This is a genomic window from Qipengyuania sp. 902 (assembly GCF_051195295.1).
Taxonomy (GTDB): Bacteria; Pseudomonadota; Alphaproteobacteria; order Sphingomonadales; family Sphingomonadaceae; genus Qipengyuania.
In genome coordinates, this window is the sequence record NZ_JBNJLJ010000001.1 from 493,780 (window position 1) to 508,802 (window position 15,023).

A 15,023-nucleotide genomic window follows, 5' to 3' on the forward strand; every position below is an offset into this window, starting at 1 on the left:
ACCCTGCGACATCCAATGCTTCTTAGAGGAGAAACCACCATGAACCTGCGTATCGCCCTGGCTGCGACCGCCACTTTCGCCCTGGCCGCCTGCGGCAGTTCCGAAGATGCATCGACCGAAGCCGAAGCCGACACGGTCGAAATCCCCGCCGAAGAGGCGCTGCAGGACGTCGATGAAGAGCCGGTGGAAGACCCGGCAGCCATGGAAGCCGACCCCGTCACCACCGCCGGCGATGGTGCCGCCGCCGAAGCGGAAGCCGCATCGGTGCAGGAAGCGGGCGACAATGCCGCTGCCACCGCCGAAGCCGCCATGGATGCGATGAGCGAAGACGACTTCGAAAATTGAGCTTTCGGCGCGGGGGTGTGGCACGCCGTACCCCCGCCAGGCCGGAGTTACGTAACGTTCTTCGCATGTCGCCCCCGAGCAGCTAAAGCTGCGGTATGATCCGACTCGCCCTCGCGCTTTGCAGCACCGCCGCCCTCATCGCTTGCTCTGGCGACGAGCCGCAGGACGTGCGGGCAATATCGGCCAGCGAGGCCGAAGCGCTCGACGATGCGGCCTCGATGATCGACGAGCGCCGCCTGCCGCCCGACGCACTGGGCGAGGAGGGCGAAGCCGACATGACAGATACACCGCAGGAGACCCCGACCCAGTGACCGTAGCAGCAGCCGACAATCCTGGCATGGACCCGGACACCTTCGACCAGTTCCTCGAACAGCTCGACCGCTATGTGCGCGAACGGCTGATCCCGGCAGAGAAAGACGTCATCGAAAACGATGCGCTTCCACCGCAAATCATCGACGAGATGAAGGACATGGGGCTGTTCGGCCTGACCGTGCCGGAAGATTATGGCGGCGCAGGCCTCAACGTCACGCAATATGCCAAGGTCGTGCAGACCATGGCCTATGCCGCCCCGGCATTCCGCAGCATCTTCTCGATCAATGTCGGCATGTTCAATTCGGCGATCAAGAACGGCGGTACGGATGCGCAGAAAGCCGAATGGTGGCCGAAGATCGCCGAGGGCGCGATCGCCTGCTTCGGCCTTACCGAGCCCGGCAGCGGGTCCGACAGCGCGGCCATGGCGACCTTCGCCAAACCCGATCCCGACGGCAACGGCTGGATCCTCAACGGCACCAAACGCTACATCACCAACGCGCCCTACGCCGATGTCGGCCTGATCATGGCGCGCACCGAAAAGGACGCGCAGCCCAAGAACGCTCACGTCAGCGCCTTCATCGTGCCGATGGATGCGCCCGGCGTGTCGGTCGGCAGCCCGGACAAGAAGATGGGCCAGGCCGGCAGCCATATCGCCGACATCATGCTTGACGATGTTCATGTGCCGGGCGACGCCCTGCTTGGCGGGGAGACTGGCCAAGGCTTCCGCTTCGCCATGATGAGCCTCGACAACGGGCGCATTTCGGTCGGCGCGGCGAGCACCGGTTATGCCCGGCGCGCTCTCGACAGCGCGGTGCGTTATGCAAACGAACGCAAGGCTTTCGGCGAGCCGATCGCGAATTTCCAGCTGATCCAGCAGATGCTCTCCGAAAGCTGGACCGAGATCTACGCCGCCGAAGCGATGATGGCGGATGTGACCGCGCGCGTCGATCGGGGCGAGAACACGGTGAAGCACGCCGCCGCTTTCAAGGTCTTCGCCAGCGAGATGTGCGGCCGGGTGGTCGACCGGGTGGTGCAGGTTTATGGCGGCGCGGGCTACCTCGCCGAATACGATGCCGAGCGCTTCTTCCGCGACGCGCGCATCTACCGCATCTATGAGGGCACGACGCAGATCCTCCAGCTCCAGATCGCCAAGCACATGATGCGGGATTTCGCGAAGGGGATGTGAATTGATGTTGAGCCTGCTCCCGAGTCTTTTTTGCGAGCGGACCGGACATCCGTCCGGTCCTTGCTGTTCCGTCCCGCTCCCCCACCCGGCCACCCACGGCACGGTATCTTATGGGTGGCCGGGTGGGGGAGCGGGATGGAACAGCCGCAAGCTGACGACGGATGTCGTCAGCGCACGCCACTAAAATGTACGACTTCCTCTCCGGTCTCTCCGTCATCGAAGTCTCCAGCTTCGTCGCCTCGCCGACGGTCGGCCTGTACTGCGGGCAGTTCGGGGCCGAGGTCATCCGCGTCGACCACAAGGACGGCGGGCTCGATTATGATCGCTTCATGCTGGCGGACAACGGCCGCTCGCTGGCGTGGGAGAACCTCAACCGCGCGAAGAAATCGGTCGCGCTGGACTTGCGCAGCGGCGAAGGGCGGGAGCTGTGCGTCGAACTCGCCAGCGCTGTGGGTCAATGCGTCACCAACCTGCCGGAAAAGAGCTTCCTCAGCCACGCCGCCATGGCAAAAGCGCGCGAGGACATGATCTCCGTCCGCATCATGGGCTGGCATGACGGCCGCCAGGCGATGGATTTCACCGTCAATGCCGCCAGCGGCTATCCGCTGATGACCGGCCCCGCCGACTGGGACCCGGAAACCGCGCCCCCGGTCAACCAGCTGATGCCGGCCTGGGACTTTCTCACGGGTGCCTATTGCGCCTTCACCCTGCTCGCGGCGCTCCGCCACCGTGACGCTACCGGCGAAGGCGCCGAAATCCGCGTGCCGCTGGGCGACGTCGCCATCGGCACGCTCGCCAATAGCGGCACGATAGCCGAAATGCTGTTCCGCGGCGGCGACCGGGAGCGGCTCGGCAACGCCATCTGGGGCGCATTCGGCAGCGACATGATCACCCGCGACGGCGTGCGTTTCATGGTCGCAGCGCTCACCGCCAAGCAATGGCACGGCATCGTCGAAGCCTTCGGGCTGGAAGACGAGATCGCCGCGCTCGAGGCAGAGCTCGGCGTGCGCTTCGCCGATGGCGACACGCCCCGCTTCCAGCACCGCGACCGGCTGCTCGGCCTGTTCCAGTCCGTCGCCGGCCAGCACGAATATGCCGAGCTCGAAAAGCGCATGGCGGCGGCGGGCACGACCTACGAGCGCTATCGCACGCCTTACGAGGCGGCGCAGGACCCGCAGCTGGTGGGCGACAATCCGCTGTTCGGGCGCACGCCGGACAATCCGAGCGGTTTCGACTATCCGGTCGCCCGCAGCTTCGCCAACATCCCCGACAAGCCGCGTGGCGAGCCGCAACGTGCGCCCTATCTCGGCGAACACACCGAACAGGTGCTGGCCGACACGCTCGGCCTGTCCTCCGGAGCGATCGGCAAGCTGATGGACAGCGGCGTCGCCGCCCCGAGCGACGATAACCACGACTATTCCAAAACCAGGATCATGCCATGACGTCACCCAGCCAGTCCCTCCGCCGCGTCGCCATCTGCAAGCCGCTGCGCACGCCGGTGGGCAAGTTCCTCGGCACGCTCGCCCCGCTTGAGGCGGGGGAGCTGGGCGCAATCATCATCAAGGCGCTGGTCGAGCGCAGCGGAGTCGATCCGATGCGCGTGGACGATGTCGTCTTCAGCCAGGGATACGGCAGCGGCGAGGCACCGGCCATCGGGCGCTGGAGCTGGCTGGCGGCAGGCTATCCGATCGAAGTGCCCGGCTTCCAGCTCGACCGGCGCTGCGGCTCGGGCCTGCAGGCCGTCGCGACGGCGGCGATGATGGTGCAGACCGGCGTCGCCGATTGCGTGCTGGCGGGCGGCGTCGAGAGCATGTCCAATGTCGAGCACTATACCACCAAAGCCCGCATGGGCGCGCGCATGGGCGACATGGTGTTGTGGGACCGGCTGACGCGCGGGCGGCTGATGAGCCAGCCGATCGAGCGCTTTGGCGTCATCACCGGCATGATCGAGACCGCCGAGAATCTCGCCAAGGATTACGATATTTCGCGCGAGGCGTCCGATGCCTTTGCCGTCCGTTCACACCAGAACGCCGCCAAGGCCTGGGAGGAGGACAAGTTCGACGAGCAGCTGGTCCCCGTCGAGATCCCGCAGCGCCGCGGCGATCCGGTCGTCTTCACAAAGGACGAAGGCTTCCGCGCCGATGCCGACATGGAGACGCTGGGCAAATTGCGCGCCATCGATCTGAAGCGCGATCCCGATGCCATCGTGACGGCAGGCAATGCCAGCCAGCAGAACGACGCCGCGGCAGCCTGCCTCGTGGTGGCGGAAGACAAGATCGAGGAACTCGGCCTCGAACCGATCCTGTGGTTCAACAGCTGGAGCGCGGCCGGTTGCGACCCCAGTCGCATGGGCATCGGCCCGGTCCCGGCGGTCGAGAAGCTGTTCGAGCGCACCGGCATGGGCTGGGACGACATCGGCCTGATCGAACTCAACGAAGCCTTCGCGCCGCAGGCCCTTGCCGTCCTGAAAGGCTGGGGTTTTGCCGAAGACGACAGTCGCCGCGAGATCGTGAACGTAAACGGCTCGGGCATTTCGCTCGGCCATCCTATCGGCGCGACCGGCATCCGCATCCTCGCCGATATGGCGCACGAGATGCAGCGCCGCGAAGTCCGCTATGGTCTCGAAACCATGTGCATCGGCGGCGGCCAAGGCATGGCTGCGATCTTCGAACGGGCGGCCTGATGAGCGACGCCGCCGCACAGGACTGGTCCGACTGGCTGGGGCGCGAGCAGGTTTCGCACGACCGGCTCGACCCGGCGCTTGCAGCGCGCTGGGCGGGCACCTTTGATCTTCCGGCTCCCGACGACGGTGCGATGCCGCAGGGGATCCATCTGTGTCTTTGCACACCGGATGCGCCGACCGAAGCCTTGGGCGAGGATGGTCACCCCGAGCGCAGCGACAGTGCCGACAGTTTCTTTCCGCCGGTACCGCTCCCGCGCCGGATGTGGGCGGCGAGCAAGATGCAGTTCCATGCGCCCATCGCCATCGGCGCGCAGATCGAGCGCGTGTCCCGCATCGCGTCGATCGAGGAGAAATCGGGGCGCAGCGGCACGCTCGTCTTCGTCGATGTCGATCACCGCACCAGCGCCGATGGAGCGCTGGCGGTTACCGAACGACAGACGCTGGTTTATCGCGAGGCGGCAGCAAGCGACGCGCCGCTCAGCCCGCCTACGACAGGGGGTTCATTCAACCCGGCGAATTGGGACGCGCATCTAATGCTGGTGCCCGATCCCCGCCTGCTGTTCCGCTATTCCGCGCTGACCTTCAATACCCACCGCATCCATTACGATGCGCCTTATGCGCGTGATGTGGAGCGCTATCGCGGGTTGGTGGTGCACGGGCCGCTGATGGCGAGCCTGTTGCTGCAATTGGCGGCGCGCGAGTTCGGCGACAATCGCCTCGCCAGCTTCGGTTTCCGCGCGATCAGCCCGGCGATTGCAGACGAGCCGCTCCATCTGGCGCTGCGGCAGGGCGAAGCGGGCATCGAACTCGCTGCGATTGCCGCCGACGGGCGCGAGTGCCTGAAGGCCCGAGCCAGCCTCGCCTAGTCCAGCGGATAGGGCGCAATGGGCTTTAGCACCGAATAGCTTTCCGTGGACGGATCGCGGCCCAGCTCGGGAAAATCGATCGCAGGCGGGTCGACATGCGTGTCGGGCAAACGGTCGAGCAGGTCGCGCACCAGCGTCAGCCGGCCGCGTTTCTGGTCGTTGAAATCCACTAGGGTCCAGGGCGCATGCTCGGTATGCGTCGCGGCCAGCATGGCCTCGCGCGCCGCCGTATAGGCATCGTATTTTGCGCGCGCGGCGAGATCGATCGGCGACAGCTTCCAGCGCTTCAGCGGATCTTCCAACCGTTCGCGCAGCCGCTCTTCCTGCTGTGCCTGATCGGTGGTCAGCCAGTATTTGAACAGCAGGATGCCGTCATCGATCAGCATCTTCTCGAACACCGGCGCCTGTTCCAGAAATGCGTCGACCTCGGCCTGCGAGGCATAGCCCATCACCTGCTCCACCCCGGCGCGATTGTACCAGCTGCGATCGAACAGGACGATCTCGCCCGCGCTGGGCAGGTGCTGGACATAGCGCTGAAAATACCATTGCGTCTGTTCGGCCTCGGTCGGCTTGGAAAGCGCCACCACGCGGCACTGACGCGGATTGAGCCGTTCGCGCACCGCCTTGATCGCGCCGCCCTTGCCTGCGGTGTCGCGGCCCTCGAACAGCACCACGATCCGCTGCCCGGTCGTGCGCGCCCAACGGGCCATGCCGACGAGTTCCTCCTCCATCGGATCGAGCGCGGCTTCGTATTGCTTGCGTTTCATCGGGCGATCTCCGGCTTCGTTTGAACAAAGGACGCAAACCCAGTATCACCGGTAACGATATGGCGACACTTACAGATAACGAACAGGCAGGTTCCGAACAGGACTTTAGCCGGCTGCCGGACCTTCCGGCAGATGTATTCACCGCTCCGCTCAAACGGCCCGAGCATGTCGGCGAGGACTGGCTGGAGCCGAAGCAGACCGAATACGACAGCGAAGACGATGCGATCTGGGACGATCTTTTCGCGCGCCAGATGAAGGTGCTGCCCGGCCGGGCGGCGACGGCCTTCATGGAGGGCACCGAAAAACTAGATCTCGGGCGCGGCGGTGTGCCCGAATTCGGCACGCTGAGCGAAGAGCTGGACAAGCTCACCGGGTGGAGCGTGGTGCCCGTGCCGATGCTGATCCCCGATCACGTGTTCTTCTGGCACCTCGCCAATCGCCGGTTCCCCGCGGGCAACTTCATTCGGACGCGCGAGACTTTCGACTACATCCAGGAGCCGGACGTTTTTCACGACGTGTTCGGCCATGTGCCGATGCTGACCGATCCGGTCTATGCCGATTACATGCAGGAATACGGCCGCGCCGGGTGGAAGGCGATGCGCTATAACCGGCTGAAGGCGCTGGGCGCGCTATATTGGTACACGGTCGAGTTCGGCCTGCTTCAGGAAGCGCCGGGCGACATTCGTGCCTATGGCGCAGGCATCCTCTCGGGGCCGACGGAAGTGGTCTATGCGACCGAGGCGCAGAGCCCCAACCGCATAATGCTGAACGTCGACCGCGTGATGCGCACCGATTACGTGATCAGCGATCTGCAGCCGACCTATTTCGTGATCGAGAGCTTCGAGGATCTCTACCGCCAGACGGTGGAGCGCGATTTCGACAAGCTCTATCGCAGCCTGGGCCCGGGCTTTACCTATGCCAATACGGCGTTGATCGACGTCGATTACGTGGTCAACGAAGGCACGCTGGAATACACGCTACGCGGCGGACGCGGGAGCGGTGCAAAAGCGGTCTGATCATTCGGGCATAGCCGATCTGCCAGACGAAAACGGCCCCGGATCGCTCCGGGGCCGTCTTGCTTCGACCAAACTACAGGAGCTTGGCCGCAAAGACTTCGCAAACGAGATTACATCTCGTTGCCGTCCATCTCCTCACCGACGGTGTCGGCCATCTCTTCGCCCTGGTCTTCCACGGCATCAGCCTGGTCTTCCATAGCTTCGACTTCGGCTTCCGGAGCGCCGGCGTCTTCCATGGCTTCAGCCTGTGCGTCGAGTTCCGATTCCTGCATCTCTGCGTTATCTTCCATGGCCTCTTCAGTCGGGCCGTCACATGCTGCGAGGCCGAGGCTGAGAGCGGCGGCCGACGCGACGATCGTGGTCTTGTTGAACTTCATGTTTATTCCCCTTGTATTGGCGAGCCGCTGCAACATGCGGCGGCTCCTTTCGTGGTACGATTGCAGTCTATCGCTTATTGATAGGCACGCTGGCGCACGAAATTGAAAATGCCGATTGCAACGGCAGCTCCGACAACGGCCCACAACAGGGCGATGCCGCTGACCGCGCCGACCACGGATCCGCCGCTGGCAACAAGGCCGGCGAGCAGTGATCCGAGGACGCCGACACCTGCGTTCATCGCAATGGTGCGGCCGTCTTCGATCCTGAGAACGATTGTCGCAAGCCATCCTAGGATGGCGCCCACGACAATCAGGATGAGGAGACCCATGTCAGGCATTCCTTCGTTACTACATTCAGCCCCATAAGGTTTGCTGTCATGTTTGGTTCCAGACTTTATGTCCGAAATTCGACGGCGGCGACTGATTACGCGAGGACGAACCAGTAGAATCCGATGCTACCGATCACAATGCGATACCAGGCAAAGGGAGCGAAGCCGTGCTTTGCGACGTAAGCAACGAACAGCCGAATGACTGCCAGAGCGGTCAGGAAGGCGGCGGTGAAGCCCAACGCGATTTCCGCCCATCCGATGGCCGCGGTGCCTGACAACAGAGCCGGATCATCGAAAATCTTTACCGTCGCCGCCCCGAGCATCGTCGGGACAGCAAGAAAGAATGAAAACTCAGCTGCAGTCTTCCTGCCCACCCCCATCGCCAGCGCCCCCAGGATGCTCGACGCGGATCGGCTGGTGCCGGGTATCATCGCGAGGCATTGGGCCAGGCCGATTGCCAAACAGACCCTCCAGGACAGTGCGGCAACTCCGGTGTCTTCGCTTGGCGGGATAACCTTTTCCAGGACCAGAATGGCGACGCCTCCCAGAACCAGCGCCACAACAACAACCACCGGGCTCCCGAGCATGACATCGATGGTATCCTTAGCGAGCAAACCGATGATCGCCGCCGGTACGAAACCTAGGACGATATTTCGCACGAAACGTACCGACTCGGTTTCCCATCTGAGGAAACCGGTGCCCATTCGCCAGAATAGAGACCAGTAGGAAACGACAACCGCGAGGATGGCACCTAGCTGGATGACGACGTTGAACTGGCTCCACTGAGCGGGATCGTAGCCGAAAAACCCTTGGGCGAGGATCAGGTGCCCGGTCGATGATACCGGAAGAAATTCGGTCAGACCTTCGAGAATACCGAGCAGAATGGCAGTGATGGTAGTGTTCATTGCCGCCGGTGCATGAAGAAAGGGCGGGACAAGTCAAGTGACCCGCCCCGCCCGTTCGATGTTTTTGCGGCAAGCCGCGCTGTTACCAGATGCGGATGCGCTCTTCCGGCGGCAGGTAGAGATCGTCCTCCGGCGTCACGTTGAACGCTTCATACCATTCGTCGAAGTTCCGCACGACGCCGTTCACACGGTAATAGGGCGGGCTGTGCGGATCGGTGCGCAGCTGCTGACGCAGTGCGTCGTCCCGCTGGGCCGTACGCCAGACTTGTGCCCAGGCGAGGAAGAAGCGCTGGTCGCCGGTCAGGCCGTCGATCACCGGCACGTCCTTGCCCTCGGTCGCCAGCTTGTAGGCGCGGTAGGCCATCGAGAGACCGCCGAGGTCGCCGATGTTCTCGCCCAGCGTGAGGCGGCCGTTGACGCAGGTTTCACCATCGTCGAGCGGGCAAAAGCCGTTGTACTGCTCTACCAGCGCATCGGTCAGGCCGTCGAAATTGGCGCGATCCTCGTCCGTCCACCAGTTCTCGAGCGCGCCGGTAGCGCTGAACTTCGATCCCTGGTCGTCGAAACCGTGGCCGATCTCGTGTCCGATGACGCCGCCGATCGCACCGTAATTGACCGCGGGGTCCGCATTCGGACCGAAGAACGGCTGCTGCAGGATACCGGCAGGAAAAACGATCTCGTTCTTCAGCGGGTTGTAATAGGCGTTCACCGTCTGCGGCAGCATGCCCCATTCGGTGCGGTCGATCGGGCCGCCCAGCTTGTCGAGCATGTCGCGCCACGCCCAGTGTGCCGCCGCCATCCGGTTGCCCAGCGGATCGCCCGCCTTCACATCGAGACCTTCGTAAGTCTCGAGATTGTCGCGATAGCCGATCTTCGGATCGAAGCTGTCGAGCTTGGCCATGGCCTGCTCTTTCGAAGCTTCGCTCATCCAGTCGATCTCGGCGAGCGATTCGGCGAGTGCGATGCGCAGGTTCGCGACCAGCTCGTCCATCGCTTCCTTACTGGCGGGCGGGAAATATCGCTCGACATAGGATGCGCCGAGCAGTTCCCCGAACTGGCTTTCCGTCTCGCCGATGGCGCGTTTCCAGCGCGGGCGCTGTTCGGGCGTGCCGCGCAGCAGCGTACCGTAGAACGCGAAGTCGGCTTCATCGATGTCGGAGCCGAGGATGGCGGCGTTGTTGTCGAGGAATTCCTTGATCGTCCACGCCTTGAGCGTGGCGAGGTCGGTCGTTCCGAGCAGTTCGAGCATGCCGGTGAAGCCCTTGCCAAGCTTCGCCATGGCTTCGGCGTCGAGGCCGATTTCCTCGGCCCGCTCCGCGCTCGGACGCAGGTTGGTCACGACGAAGCGATCCGCCTCACCGAAGCCCGAGGCCTCGATCATGGTCTCGATCGGGAAATCGCCCGCAAGCTCGCCGAGTTCGGCGGGGGTGAAGGGATTGTAGAACAGGTCGACATTGCGGCTGGCCGCGCGGTCGCTCGAAATCGTGCGGGCGATCGTGTCCTCGAAGCCGTAGACCGCCATCGCGGCTGCAGCGGGATCCTCGTAACCGGCCTTGCCCATCAGGAAGGTGAGGTACTCCTTGTACTTCGCCTTGATGTTTTCGCCCTTCTCGCTGGTGTCGGTATAATAATCGCGATCGGGCAGGCCGAGGCCGCCGGAGCTGAGATAGACCGAGTAGCGATCGGTTTCCTTTGCATCGACATTCACGCCGCCTCCAAGAGGCGAAGGGTATCCCGGAGTCGCCCACAGCGTCAGCAGCGCGTCAATGCTGTCGGCCGCCTGGATACGCTCCAGATACGGCTGGGCGGCAGACATGCCCGCGGCATCGATAGCATCCGTATCAAGGTAGGAATCGTAGACCGCCACGATCCGCTTCTCATTCGCAGTCAGCGAGGCCGGGTCCTTGGCGTTCAGTTCGTCCACCAGCGTTTTCACGTCGCTAGTGGATTTTTCGCGCAACAGGTTGAAGGCGCCGAAACTGCTGAATTCGGCAGGCAGGGGGTTGGCGTCGAGCCATTCCTGGTTCGCATAGGCGAAGAAGTCGTCACCCGGATCGACATCCGGGGAAAGCGTCGCCGGATCGAAGCCCCATTCGCCGAAGCTCATGGTGGGCAGTTCGTTGGTTTCCTCGGCCATGTTGGCTTCGGTATGGTCGTCGGCGAGGGCCGGGGTCGCCAGGCCGAGCGCAAGAGCGCTCGCACCGGCGGCAAGCATGGTACGGATCATTATGTGCAGTCTCCCAATCGCAGTCACCCGGCCGGGGGGCCGGAATCGGATAATCATTAACTAACAGCTTTCGTCGCGCGTGCGATGCAGTTTATCGGCTCAAACAACGCTTTGAGCGAGGAATCAGGCAGTTTCGAGCACGAATTGCAACTTCGCGAGCCGCGCATAAAGCCCGCCGTTCGCCGAAAGCTGGTCATGCGTGCCCTGCTCGACGATGCGTCCGTCCTCCATCACCACGATGCGATCCGCAGCCCGCACGGTCGACAAGCGGTGGGCGATAACGAGCGTGGTGCGCTCCGCCATCAGGTGCTCGAGCGCATCCTGGACCAGCCGTTCGCTTTCCGCATCGAGGGCACTGGTCGCTTCGTCCAGCAGCAGGATCGGCGCATCGCGCAGAAGTGCGCGAGCGATGGCCAGCCGCTGGCGCTGCCCGCCCGATAGCTGCGTGCCGCTCTCGCCGAGGTAAGTATCGAGACCCTTGGGCAGCTTCTCGAGAAACTCCGCCGCATTGGCTGCCCGCGCGGCGGACCAGATTGCCTCGTCGCTCGCGTCCCAATTGCCATAGCGCAAATTGTCGCGGGCATTCGCGCTGAACAGCACGCCTTCCTGCGGGACGTAGGCCATGCGGCGGCGGATTTCCGCCGGATCCGCGCCGGTCAGCGGCACGCCATCGAGGCGGATGGAGCCGGCCTGCGGATCGTAGAAGCGCTCGGCCAGCTGGAAAATGGTCGACTTGCCCGCCCCTGATGGGCCGACGATGGCGACCGTTTCGCCCGGCTCGACTTCGAGGTTGAAGTCGATCAGTGCCGGTGCCTCCAACCGGGTGGGGTAGCGGAATGTCACATTGCGGAACGACAGGCTGCCGCGTGGCGGCTCCGGCAGGGTCTGCGGGCGGGCCGGCGGAGTGATGGTCGGCGTCTCCTCGAGCAGTTCGGCGAGGCGGCTGGCCGCCCCTGATCCGCGCAGCAGGTCGCCATAAACCTCGGTCAGCGCGCCGAAGGCACCTGCCACGAGGCCCGCCGTCAGCACGAATGCGGCTATCGTCCCGCCCGATATAGTGCCCTCGCCCACGGCCTCCGCGCCGCGCCAGACCAGCAGCGTGATACCGCCGAAGACGCAGAGAATGACCACTGCGGTCATGATCGCGCGGATGATGACGCGCCGCTTGGCGACGATGAAGGTCCGCTCGACGGCGGCCTCGAAGCGCTCGTGCTCGCGACTTTCCTGGTTGAAGCCCTGCACGATTTTCATCGCGGACAGCACCTCGGTCACCATGGCGCCGATATCGGCCACCCGGTCCTGGCTGGTGCGGCTGACCTTGCGCAGGCGCCGTCCGAAATAGGTGATCGGGACGACGATTGCCGGGATTACCAAGAACAATCCCATCGTGAGGCTCGGCACGAGCCAGAAGAGATAGGCGGTCCCGCCGATCGCCATCAGCGTGTTGCGCAGCGCCACCGAAATCGTGGTGCCGACCACCGTCTCGATCAGCGCCGTGTCGCTGGTCATCCGGCTGGAAATTTCCTTGGGGCTATTCTCTTCATAGAAACCCGGAGCGAGCCGCAGCAAGTTGCGCTGCACACGCAGGCGAATGTCGGCGACGACACGCTCACCCAGCCAGCTGACGAAATAGAACCGCATCGCCGTGCCCACCGCGAGCACGCCGACGATGCCGAGCAGCGACTGGAACCAGAAGCGCATTTCGTCCGCATTGCCGCCCTCCGCAAAGCCGCGGTCGATCACCATCTTGAACCCTGCCGGGATGGCCAGGGTCGCGCCGGCGGTGATGAACAATGCGAGGATCGCCAGGGCGACATGGCCGGGGTATCGCTTCGCCGACTGCCAGACCATGCGCAGCGGCTTCAGCGACCGCGGCTGCGCCTCGTCCCCGCGCGCCTTGCGCTGGAACAACCGCTTTTTCCGCGGTGCAGTATTGGCCGGCCCGTACATGCGGCTCACCTAAGCGCGGCGGACGCGAAAATCCACAGCGGACGCGGTATTCGGCACATTTCCTTCCCTTGTGCATTGCACAATGGGCGCACAGACGTCAGGATACCCGACTTTCAGGTCGCGGCACGGTAAAAGACGAACCACCGGCCAGCAGGGGACGAACATGTTATACCACGCCTACGAACTCCAGCGCAGCTGGCTCAATTCCGCTAGCGCCTGGGCTTCGATCGGGGCGGAGATGCTCTCCAACCCGTCGAACCCGATGAATTATGTCGGCCCGATGGGCTATATGGGCCTGGGCTCGACTGCTGCGAGCGCGCTGGAAGTTTTTGCCCATGCCGCCGCACCCTACGGCAAGCCCGCCTGGGGTATCGAGGCGGTCGAAGTGGACGGCAAGGCCGATCCGGTGATCGAGGCAACCGTCATCAATCGCCCGTTCGGCGACTTGAAGGAATTTTATCGAGAGAGCCTTCCCGAGGATGCGCCGCGCCTGCTGGTGGTCGCGCCGATGAGCGGCCATTTTGCTACGCTGCTGCGCGGCACGGTGGAGCGGATGCTGCAGAACTACCGCGTCTTCGTGACCGACTGGGCCGATGCCAAGACGGTCCCGCTGCACGAGGGCGAGTTCGATCTCGACGATTACATCGATTACGTCATCGGCTTCCTCGAGCATATCGGTGAAGGCGCTAATGTGATGGCAGTCTGCCAGCCGTCGGTGCCGGTGTTCGCCGCCACTGCGATCATGAACCGCGACAAGCACCCCTGCGCGCCCAAGACCCTCACCATGATGGGCGGCCCGATCGACACGCGCTGTTCGCCCACCACGGTCAACGACCTCGCCATGGATCGCCCGATCGAGTGGTTCCGCCACAATGTCATCGCTACCGTGCCGATGCAGTATCGCGGTGCGGGGCGGCGGGTCTATCCCGGCTTTATGCAGTTGGCCGGCTTCATGAGCATGAATCTCGGCAATCACCTGATGAGCCATTACGAGATGTTCAAGCACCTCACTGCCGGCGACGAGGAAAGCGCGCAGGCGACCAAAGATTTCTACGACGAGTATCGCAGCGTCGCCGACATGACGGCGGAATTCTATCTCCAGACCGTCGAAGTCGTCTTCCAGGACCATGCCTTGCCGAACGGAACCTTTGCTCATCGCGGCAAGCGCGTCGATCTCGGCGATATCGCCGACACCGCGATCCTCGCGATCGAGGGCGAGCGCGACGACATCTCGGGGTTAGGCCAGACGCGCGCCGCGCTGGAGCTGACGCCGGGCCTGGACGTATCGAAGAAACGCTACTTCATGGCGGAAGGCGCAGGCCACTACGGCATCTTCAACGGCAGCCGCTGGCGCACCAAAATCGCCCCGGTGGTCGAGGAATTCATCGCCGCGCATGGCTAGATGGCCTAGGCGACCGGTGGTTCCTTGCCGCGCCCGAACAACTTGCCGATAATGCGCCGGGCAATCACCAGCAGCCAGATCGTCAGGCCGAGCAACACGACCGCGATCCCCGCTGCAATCAGCGGGAATTCGTAGGCGAGATAAAGCAGGCCGACGGTCGCCACGTCCTCGGCAGTCGATACGGCGACATTGCTGACCGGTTCGGGGCTCGCATTGACCACGCCGCGGGCGCCGGCCTTGCCTGCGTGCGCAGCAAAGCTGGCACCGCCGCCGAGCAGGAACGCGACGACCTGCACTGTCGGGTCCGACGGATCGACGATGGCCAGCGCGAGAAGGGCGCCGCCGATCGGTCGCACGAAGGTGTGCACCGCGTCCCAAATCGAATCGAGCCACATCACCTTGTCGGCGAAGAACTCCGCCACGGCAGCCAGCGCGGCGATGCTCATCACCCACGGGCTGGCGAGCACATCGAGGCTGGCGAGATGCTCGGGCAGGGGCACCACGTCCATCCGCATGGCGAGGCCAGTGGCGAAGATACAGAGATAGAGCCGCCAGCCGGCCAGCAGGCTGACGCTTCCTGCGATGCCGATGATTTCCATGATGCCCATGGATGCGCAGCATAAGCCTGAACGGCGCACTTCGTCCAACGCCATTCGTG

At 63.8% G+C, this 15,023-nt stretch carries 15 protein-coding genes; 8 read left to right on the forward strand and 7 right to left on the reverse strand.

Translation table 11 applies throughout. The features are described from left to right. Positions 1-39 precede the first annotated feature (39 nt). The 6 genes from ACSH0F_RS02425 to ACSH0F_RS02450 all read left to right on the forward strand — a co-directional run bounded on the left by ACSH0F_RS02425 (position 40) and on the right by ACSH0F_RS02450 (position 5,392). Positions 40-345 carry a hypothetical protein gene (locus ACSH0F_RS02425; RefSeq protein WP_435199549.1) on the forward strand — a complete coding sequence of 102 codons (306 nt, stop codon included), beginning with the start codon at positions 40-42 and terminating at the stop codon, positions 343-345. A 95-nt stretch (positions 346-440) separates the two neighbouring features. Then, the gene (locus ACSH0F_RS02430) at positions 441-656 is read left to right on the forward strand and encodes a hypothetical protein (RefSeq protein ID WP_278329173.1); all 216 of its coding nucleotides are present in this window, start codon (positions 441-443) and stop codon (positions 654-656) included. Between the two features lie 26 nt (positions 657-682). Then, entirely contained in the window at positions 683-1,843 is a 1,161-nt protein-coding gene (locus ACSH0F_RS02435) for an acyl-CoA dehydrogenase family protein (RefSeq protein ID WP_435200531.1), read from the forward strand. Between the two features lie 185 nt (positions 1,844-2,028). Further along, the gene (locus ACSH0F_RS02440; protein WP_435200533.1) at positions 2,029-3,285 is read left to right on the forward strand and encodes a CoA transferase; all 1,257 of its coding nucleotides are present in this window, start codon (positions 2,029-2,031) and stop codon (positions 3,283-3,285) included. Beyond that, complete coding sequence (locus ACSH0F_RS02445) at positions 3,282-4,526, forward strand: acetyl-CoA C-acetyltransferase (protein ID WP_435199552.1); 1,245 nt, start codon at positions 3,282-3,284, stop codon at positions 4,524-4,526. Before ACSH0F_RS02440 ends, ACSH0F_RS02445 begins: the two co-directional genes overlap by 4 nt. Next, complete coding sequence (locus ACSH0F_RS02450; protein WP_435199554.1) at positions 4,526-5,392, forward strand: FAS1-like dehydratase domain-containing protein; 867 nt, start codon at positions 4,526-4,528, stop codon at positions 5,390-5,392. The genes ACSH0F_RS02445 and ACSH0F_RS02450 overlap by 1 nt, the downstream gene beginning before the upstream one ends. On the opposite strand, the gene ppk2 is transcribed toward ACSH0F_RS02450, so the two are convergent. Then, a complete protein-coding gene (gene ppk2, locus ACSH0F_RS02455; protein WP_435199556.1) occupies positions 5,389-6,159 on the reverse strand; it encodes a polyphosphate kinase 2 in 771 nt (256 codons plus the stop codon). The genes ACSH0F_RS02450 and ppk2 overlap by 4 nt on opposite strands. Before the next feature lie 59 nt (positions 6,160-6,218). Here ppk2 and phhA point away from each other — a divergent pair, with 59 nt between their 5' ends. Next, a complete protein-coding gene (gene phhA, locus ACSH0F_RS02460) occupies positions 6,219-7,175 on the forward strand; it encodes a phenylalanine 4-monooxygenase (RefSeq protein ID WP_435199558.1) in 957 nt (318 codons plus the stop codon). Positions 7,176-7,285: 110 nt separating this feature from the next. Here phhA and ACSH0F_RS02465 read toward each other — a convergent pair whose 3' ends face one another. The 5 genes from ACSH0F_RS02465 to ACSH0F_RS02485 form a co-directional block, all read right to left on the reverse strand. Continuing rightward, complete coding sequence (locus ACSH0F_RS02465; protein ID WP_435199560.1) at positions 7,286-7,552, reverse strand: hypothetical protein; 267 nt, start codon at positions 7,550-7,552, stop codon at positions 7,286-7,288. 74 nt (positions 7,553-7,626) lie between these two features. Beyond that, complete coding sequence (locus ACSH0F_RS02470; protein ID WP_435199562.1) at positions 7,627-7,881, reverse strand: GlsB/YeaQ/YmgE family stress response membrane protein; 255 nt, start codon at positions 7,879-7,881, stop codon at positions 7,627-7,629. Positions 7,882-7,976: 95 nt separating this feature from the next. Next, positions 7,977-8,786: an undecaprenyl-diphosphate phosphatase gene (locus ACSH0F_RS02475; protein ID WP_435199564.1), complete on the reverse strand. Its 810-nt coding sequence runs from the start codon at positions 8,784-8,786 to the stop codon at positions 7,977-7,979. A gap of 82 nt (positions 8,787-8,868) precedes the next feature. Next, the gene (locus tag ACSH0F_RS02480) at positions 8,869-11,013 is read right to left on the reverse strand and encodes a M13 family metallopeptidase (RefSeq protein ID WP_435199566.1); all 2,145 of its coding nucleotides are present in this window, start codon (positions 11,011-11,013) and stop codon (positions 8,869-8,871) included. A 123-nt stretch (positions 11,014-11,136) separates the two neighbouring features. Continuing rightward, entirely contained in the window at positions 11,137-12,963 is a 1,827-nt protein-coding gene (locus ACSH0F_RS02485) for an ABC transporter transmembrane domain-containing protein (RefSeq protein WP_435200535.1), read from the reverse strand. Positions 12,964-13,126: 163 nt separating this feature from the next. Between ACSH0F_RS02485 and ACSH0F_RS02490 the strand changes: the two genes are divergently transcribed. Beyond that, positions 13,127-14,365 (forward strand): polyhydroxyalkanoate depolymerase, encoded by a 1,239-nt coding sequence (locus ACSH0F_RS02490; protein ID WP_435199568.1) that lies wholly within the window; start codon positions 13,127-13,129, stop codon positions 14,363-14,365. 5 nt (positions 14,366-14,370) lie between these two features. On the opposite strand, the gene ACSH0F_RS02495 is transcribed toward ACSH0F_RS02490, so the two are convergent. Further along, the gene (locus ACSH0F_RS02495; RefSeq protein ID WP_435199570.1) at positions 14,371-14,973 is read right to left on the reverse strand and encodes a DUF4126 domain-containing protein; all 603 of its coding nucleotides are present in this window, start codon (positions 14,971-14,973) and stop codon (positions 14,371-14,373) included. Between the last annotated feature and the right edge of the window lie 50 nt (positions 14,974-15,023).

Coding starts and splice junctions, on each gene's coding strand:
- ACSH0F_RS02475 (WP_435199564.1), bottom strand. CDS start 8,786: ATGAACACTACCATCACTGCCATTCTGCTCGGTATTCTCGAAGGTCTG.
- ACSH0F_RS02450 (WP_435199554.1), top strand. CDS start 4,526: ATGAGCGACGCCGCCGCACAGGACTGGTCCGACTGGCTGGGGCGCGAG.
- ACSH0F_RS02485 (WP_435200535.1), bottom strand. CDS start 12,963: ATGTACGGGCCGGCCAATACTGCACCGCGGAAAAAGCGGTTGTTCCAG.
- ACSH0F_RS02435 (WP_435200531.1), top strand. CDS start 683: ATGGACCCGGACACCTTCGACCAGTTCCTCGAACAGCTCGACCGCTAT.
- ACSH0F_RS02470 (WP_435199562.1), bottom strand. CDS start 7,881: ATGGGTCTCCTCATCCTGATTGTCGTGGGCGCCATCCTAGGATGGCTT.
- ACSH0F_RS02440 (WP_435200533.1), top strand. CDS start 2,029: ATGTACGACTTCCTCTCCGGTCTCTCCGTCATCGAAGTCTCCAGCTTC.
- ACSH0F_RS02425 (WP_435199549.1), top strand. CDS start 40: ATGAACCTGCGTATCGCCCTGGCTGCGACCGCCACTTTCGCCCTGGCC.
- ACSH0F_RS02445 (WP_435199552.1), top strand. CDS start 3,282: ATGACGTCACCCAGCCAGTCCCTCCGCCGCGTCGCCATCTGCAAGCCG.
- ppk2 (WP_435199556.1), bottom strand. CDS start 6,159: ATGAAACGCAAGCAATACGAAGCCGCGCTCGATCCGATGGAGGAGGAA.
- ACSH0F_RS02490 (WP_435199568.1), top strand. CDS start 13,127: ATGTTATACCACGCCTACGAACTCCAGCGCAGCTGGCTCAATTCCGCT.
- phhA (WP_435199558.1), top strand. CDS start 6,219: ATGGCGACACTTACAGATAACGAACAGGCAGGTTCCGAACAGGACTTT.
- ACSH0F_RS02465 (WP_435199560.1), bottom strand. CDS start 7,552: ATGAAGTTCAACAAGACCACGATCGTCGCGTCGGCCGCCGCTCTCAGC.
- ACSH0F_RS02430 (WP_278329173.1), top strand. CDS start 441: ATGATCCGACTCGCCCTCGCGCTTTGCAGCACCGCCGCCCTCATCGCT.
- ACSH0F_RS02480 (WP_435199566.1), bottom strand. CDS start 11,013: ATGATCCGTACCATGCTTGCCGCCGGTGCGAGCGCTCTTGCGCTCGGC.
- ACSH0F_RS02495 (WP_435199570.1), bottom strand. CDS start 14,973: ATGGGCATCATGGAAATCATCGGCATCGCAGGAAGCGTCAGCCTGCTG.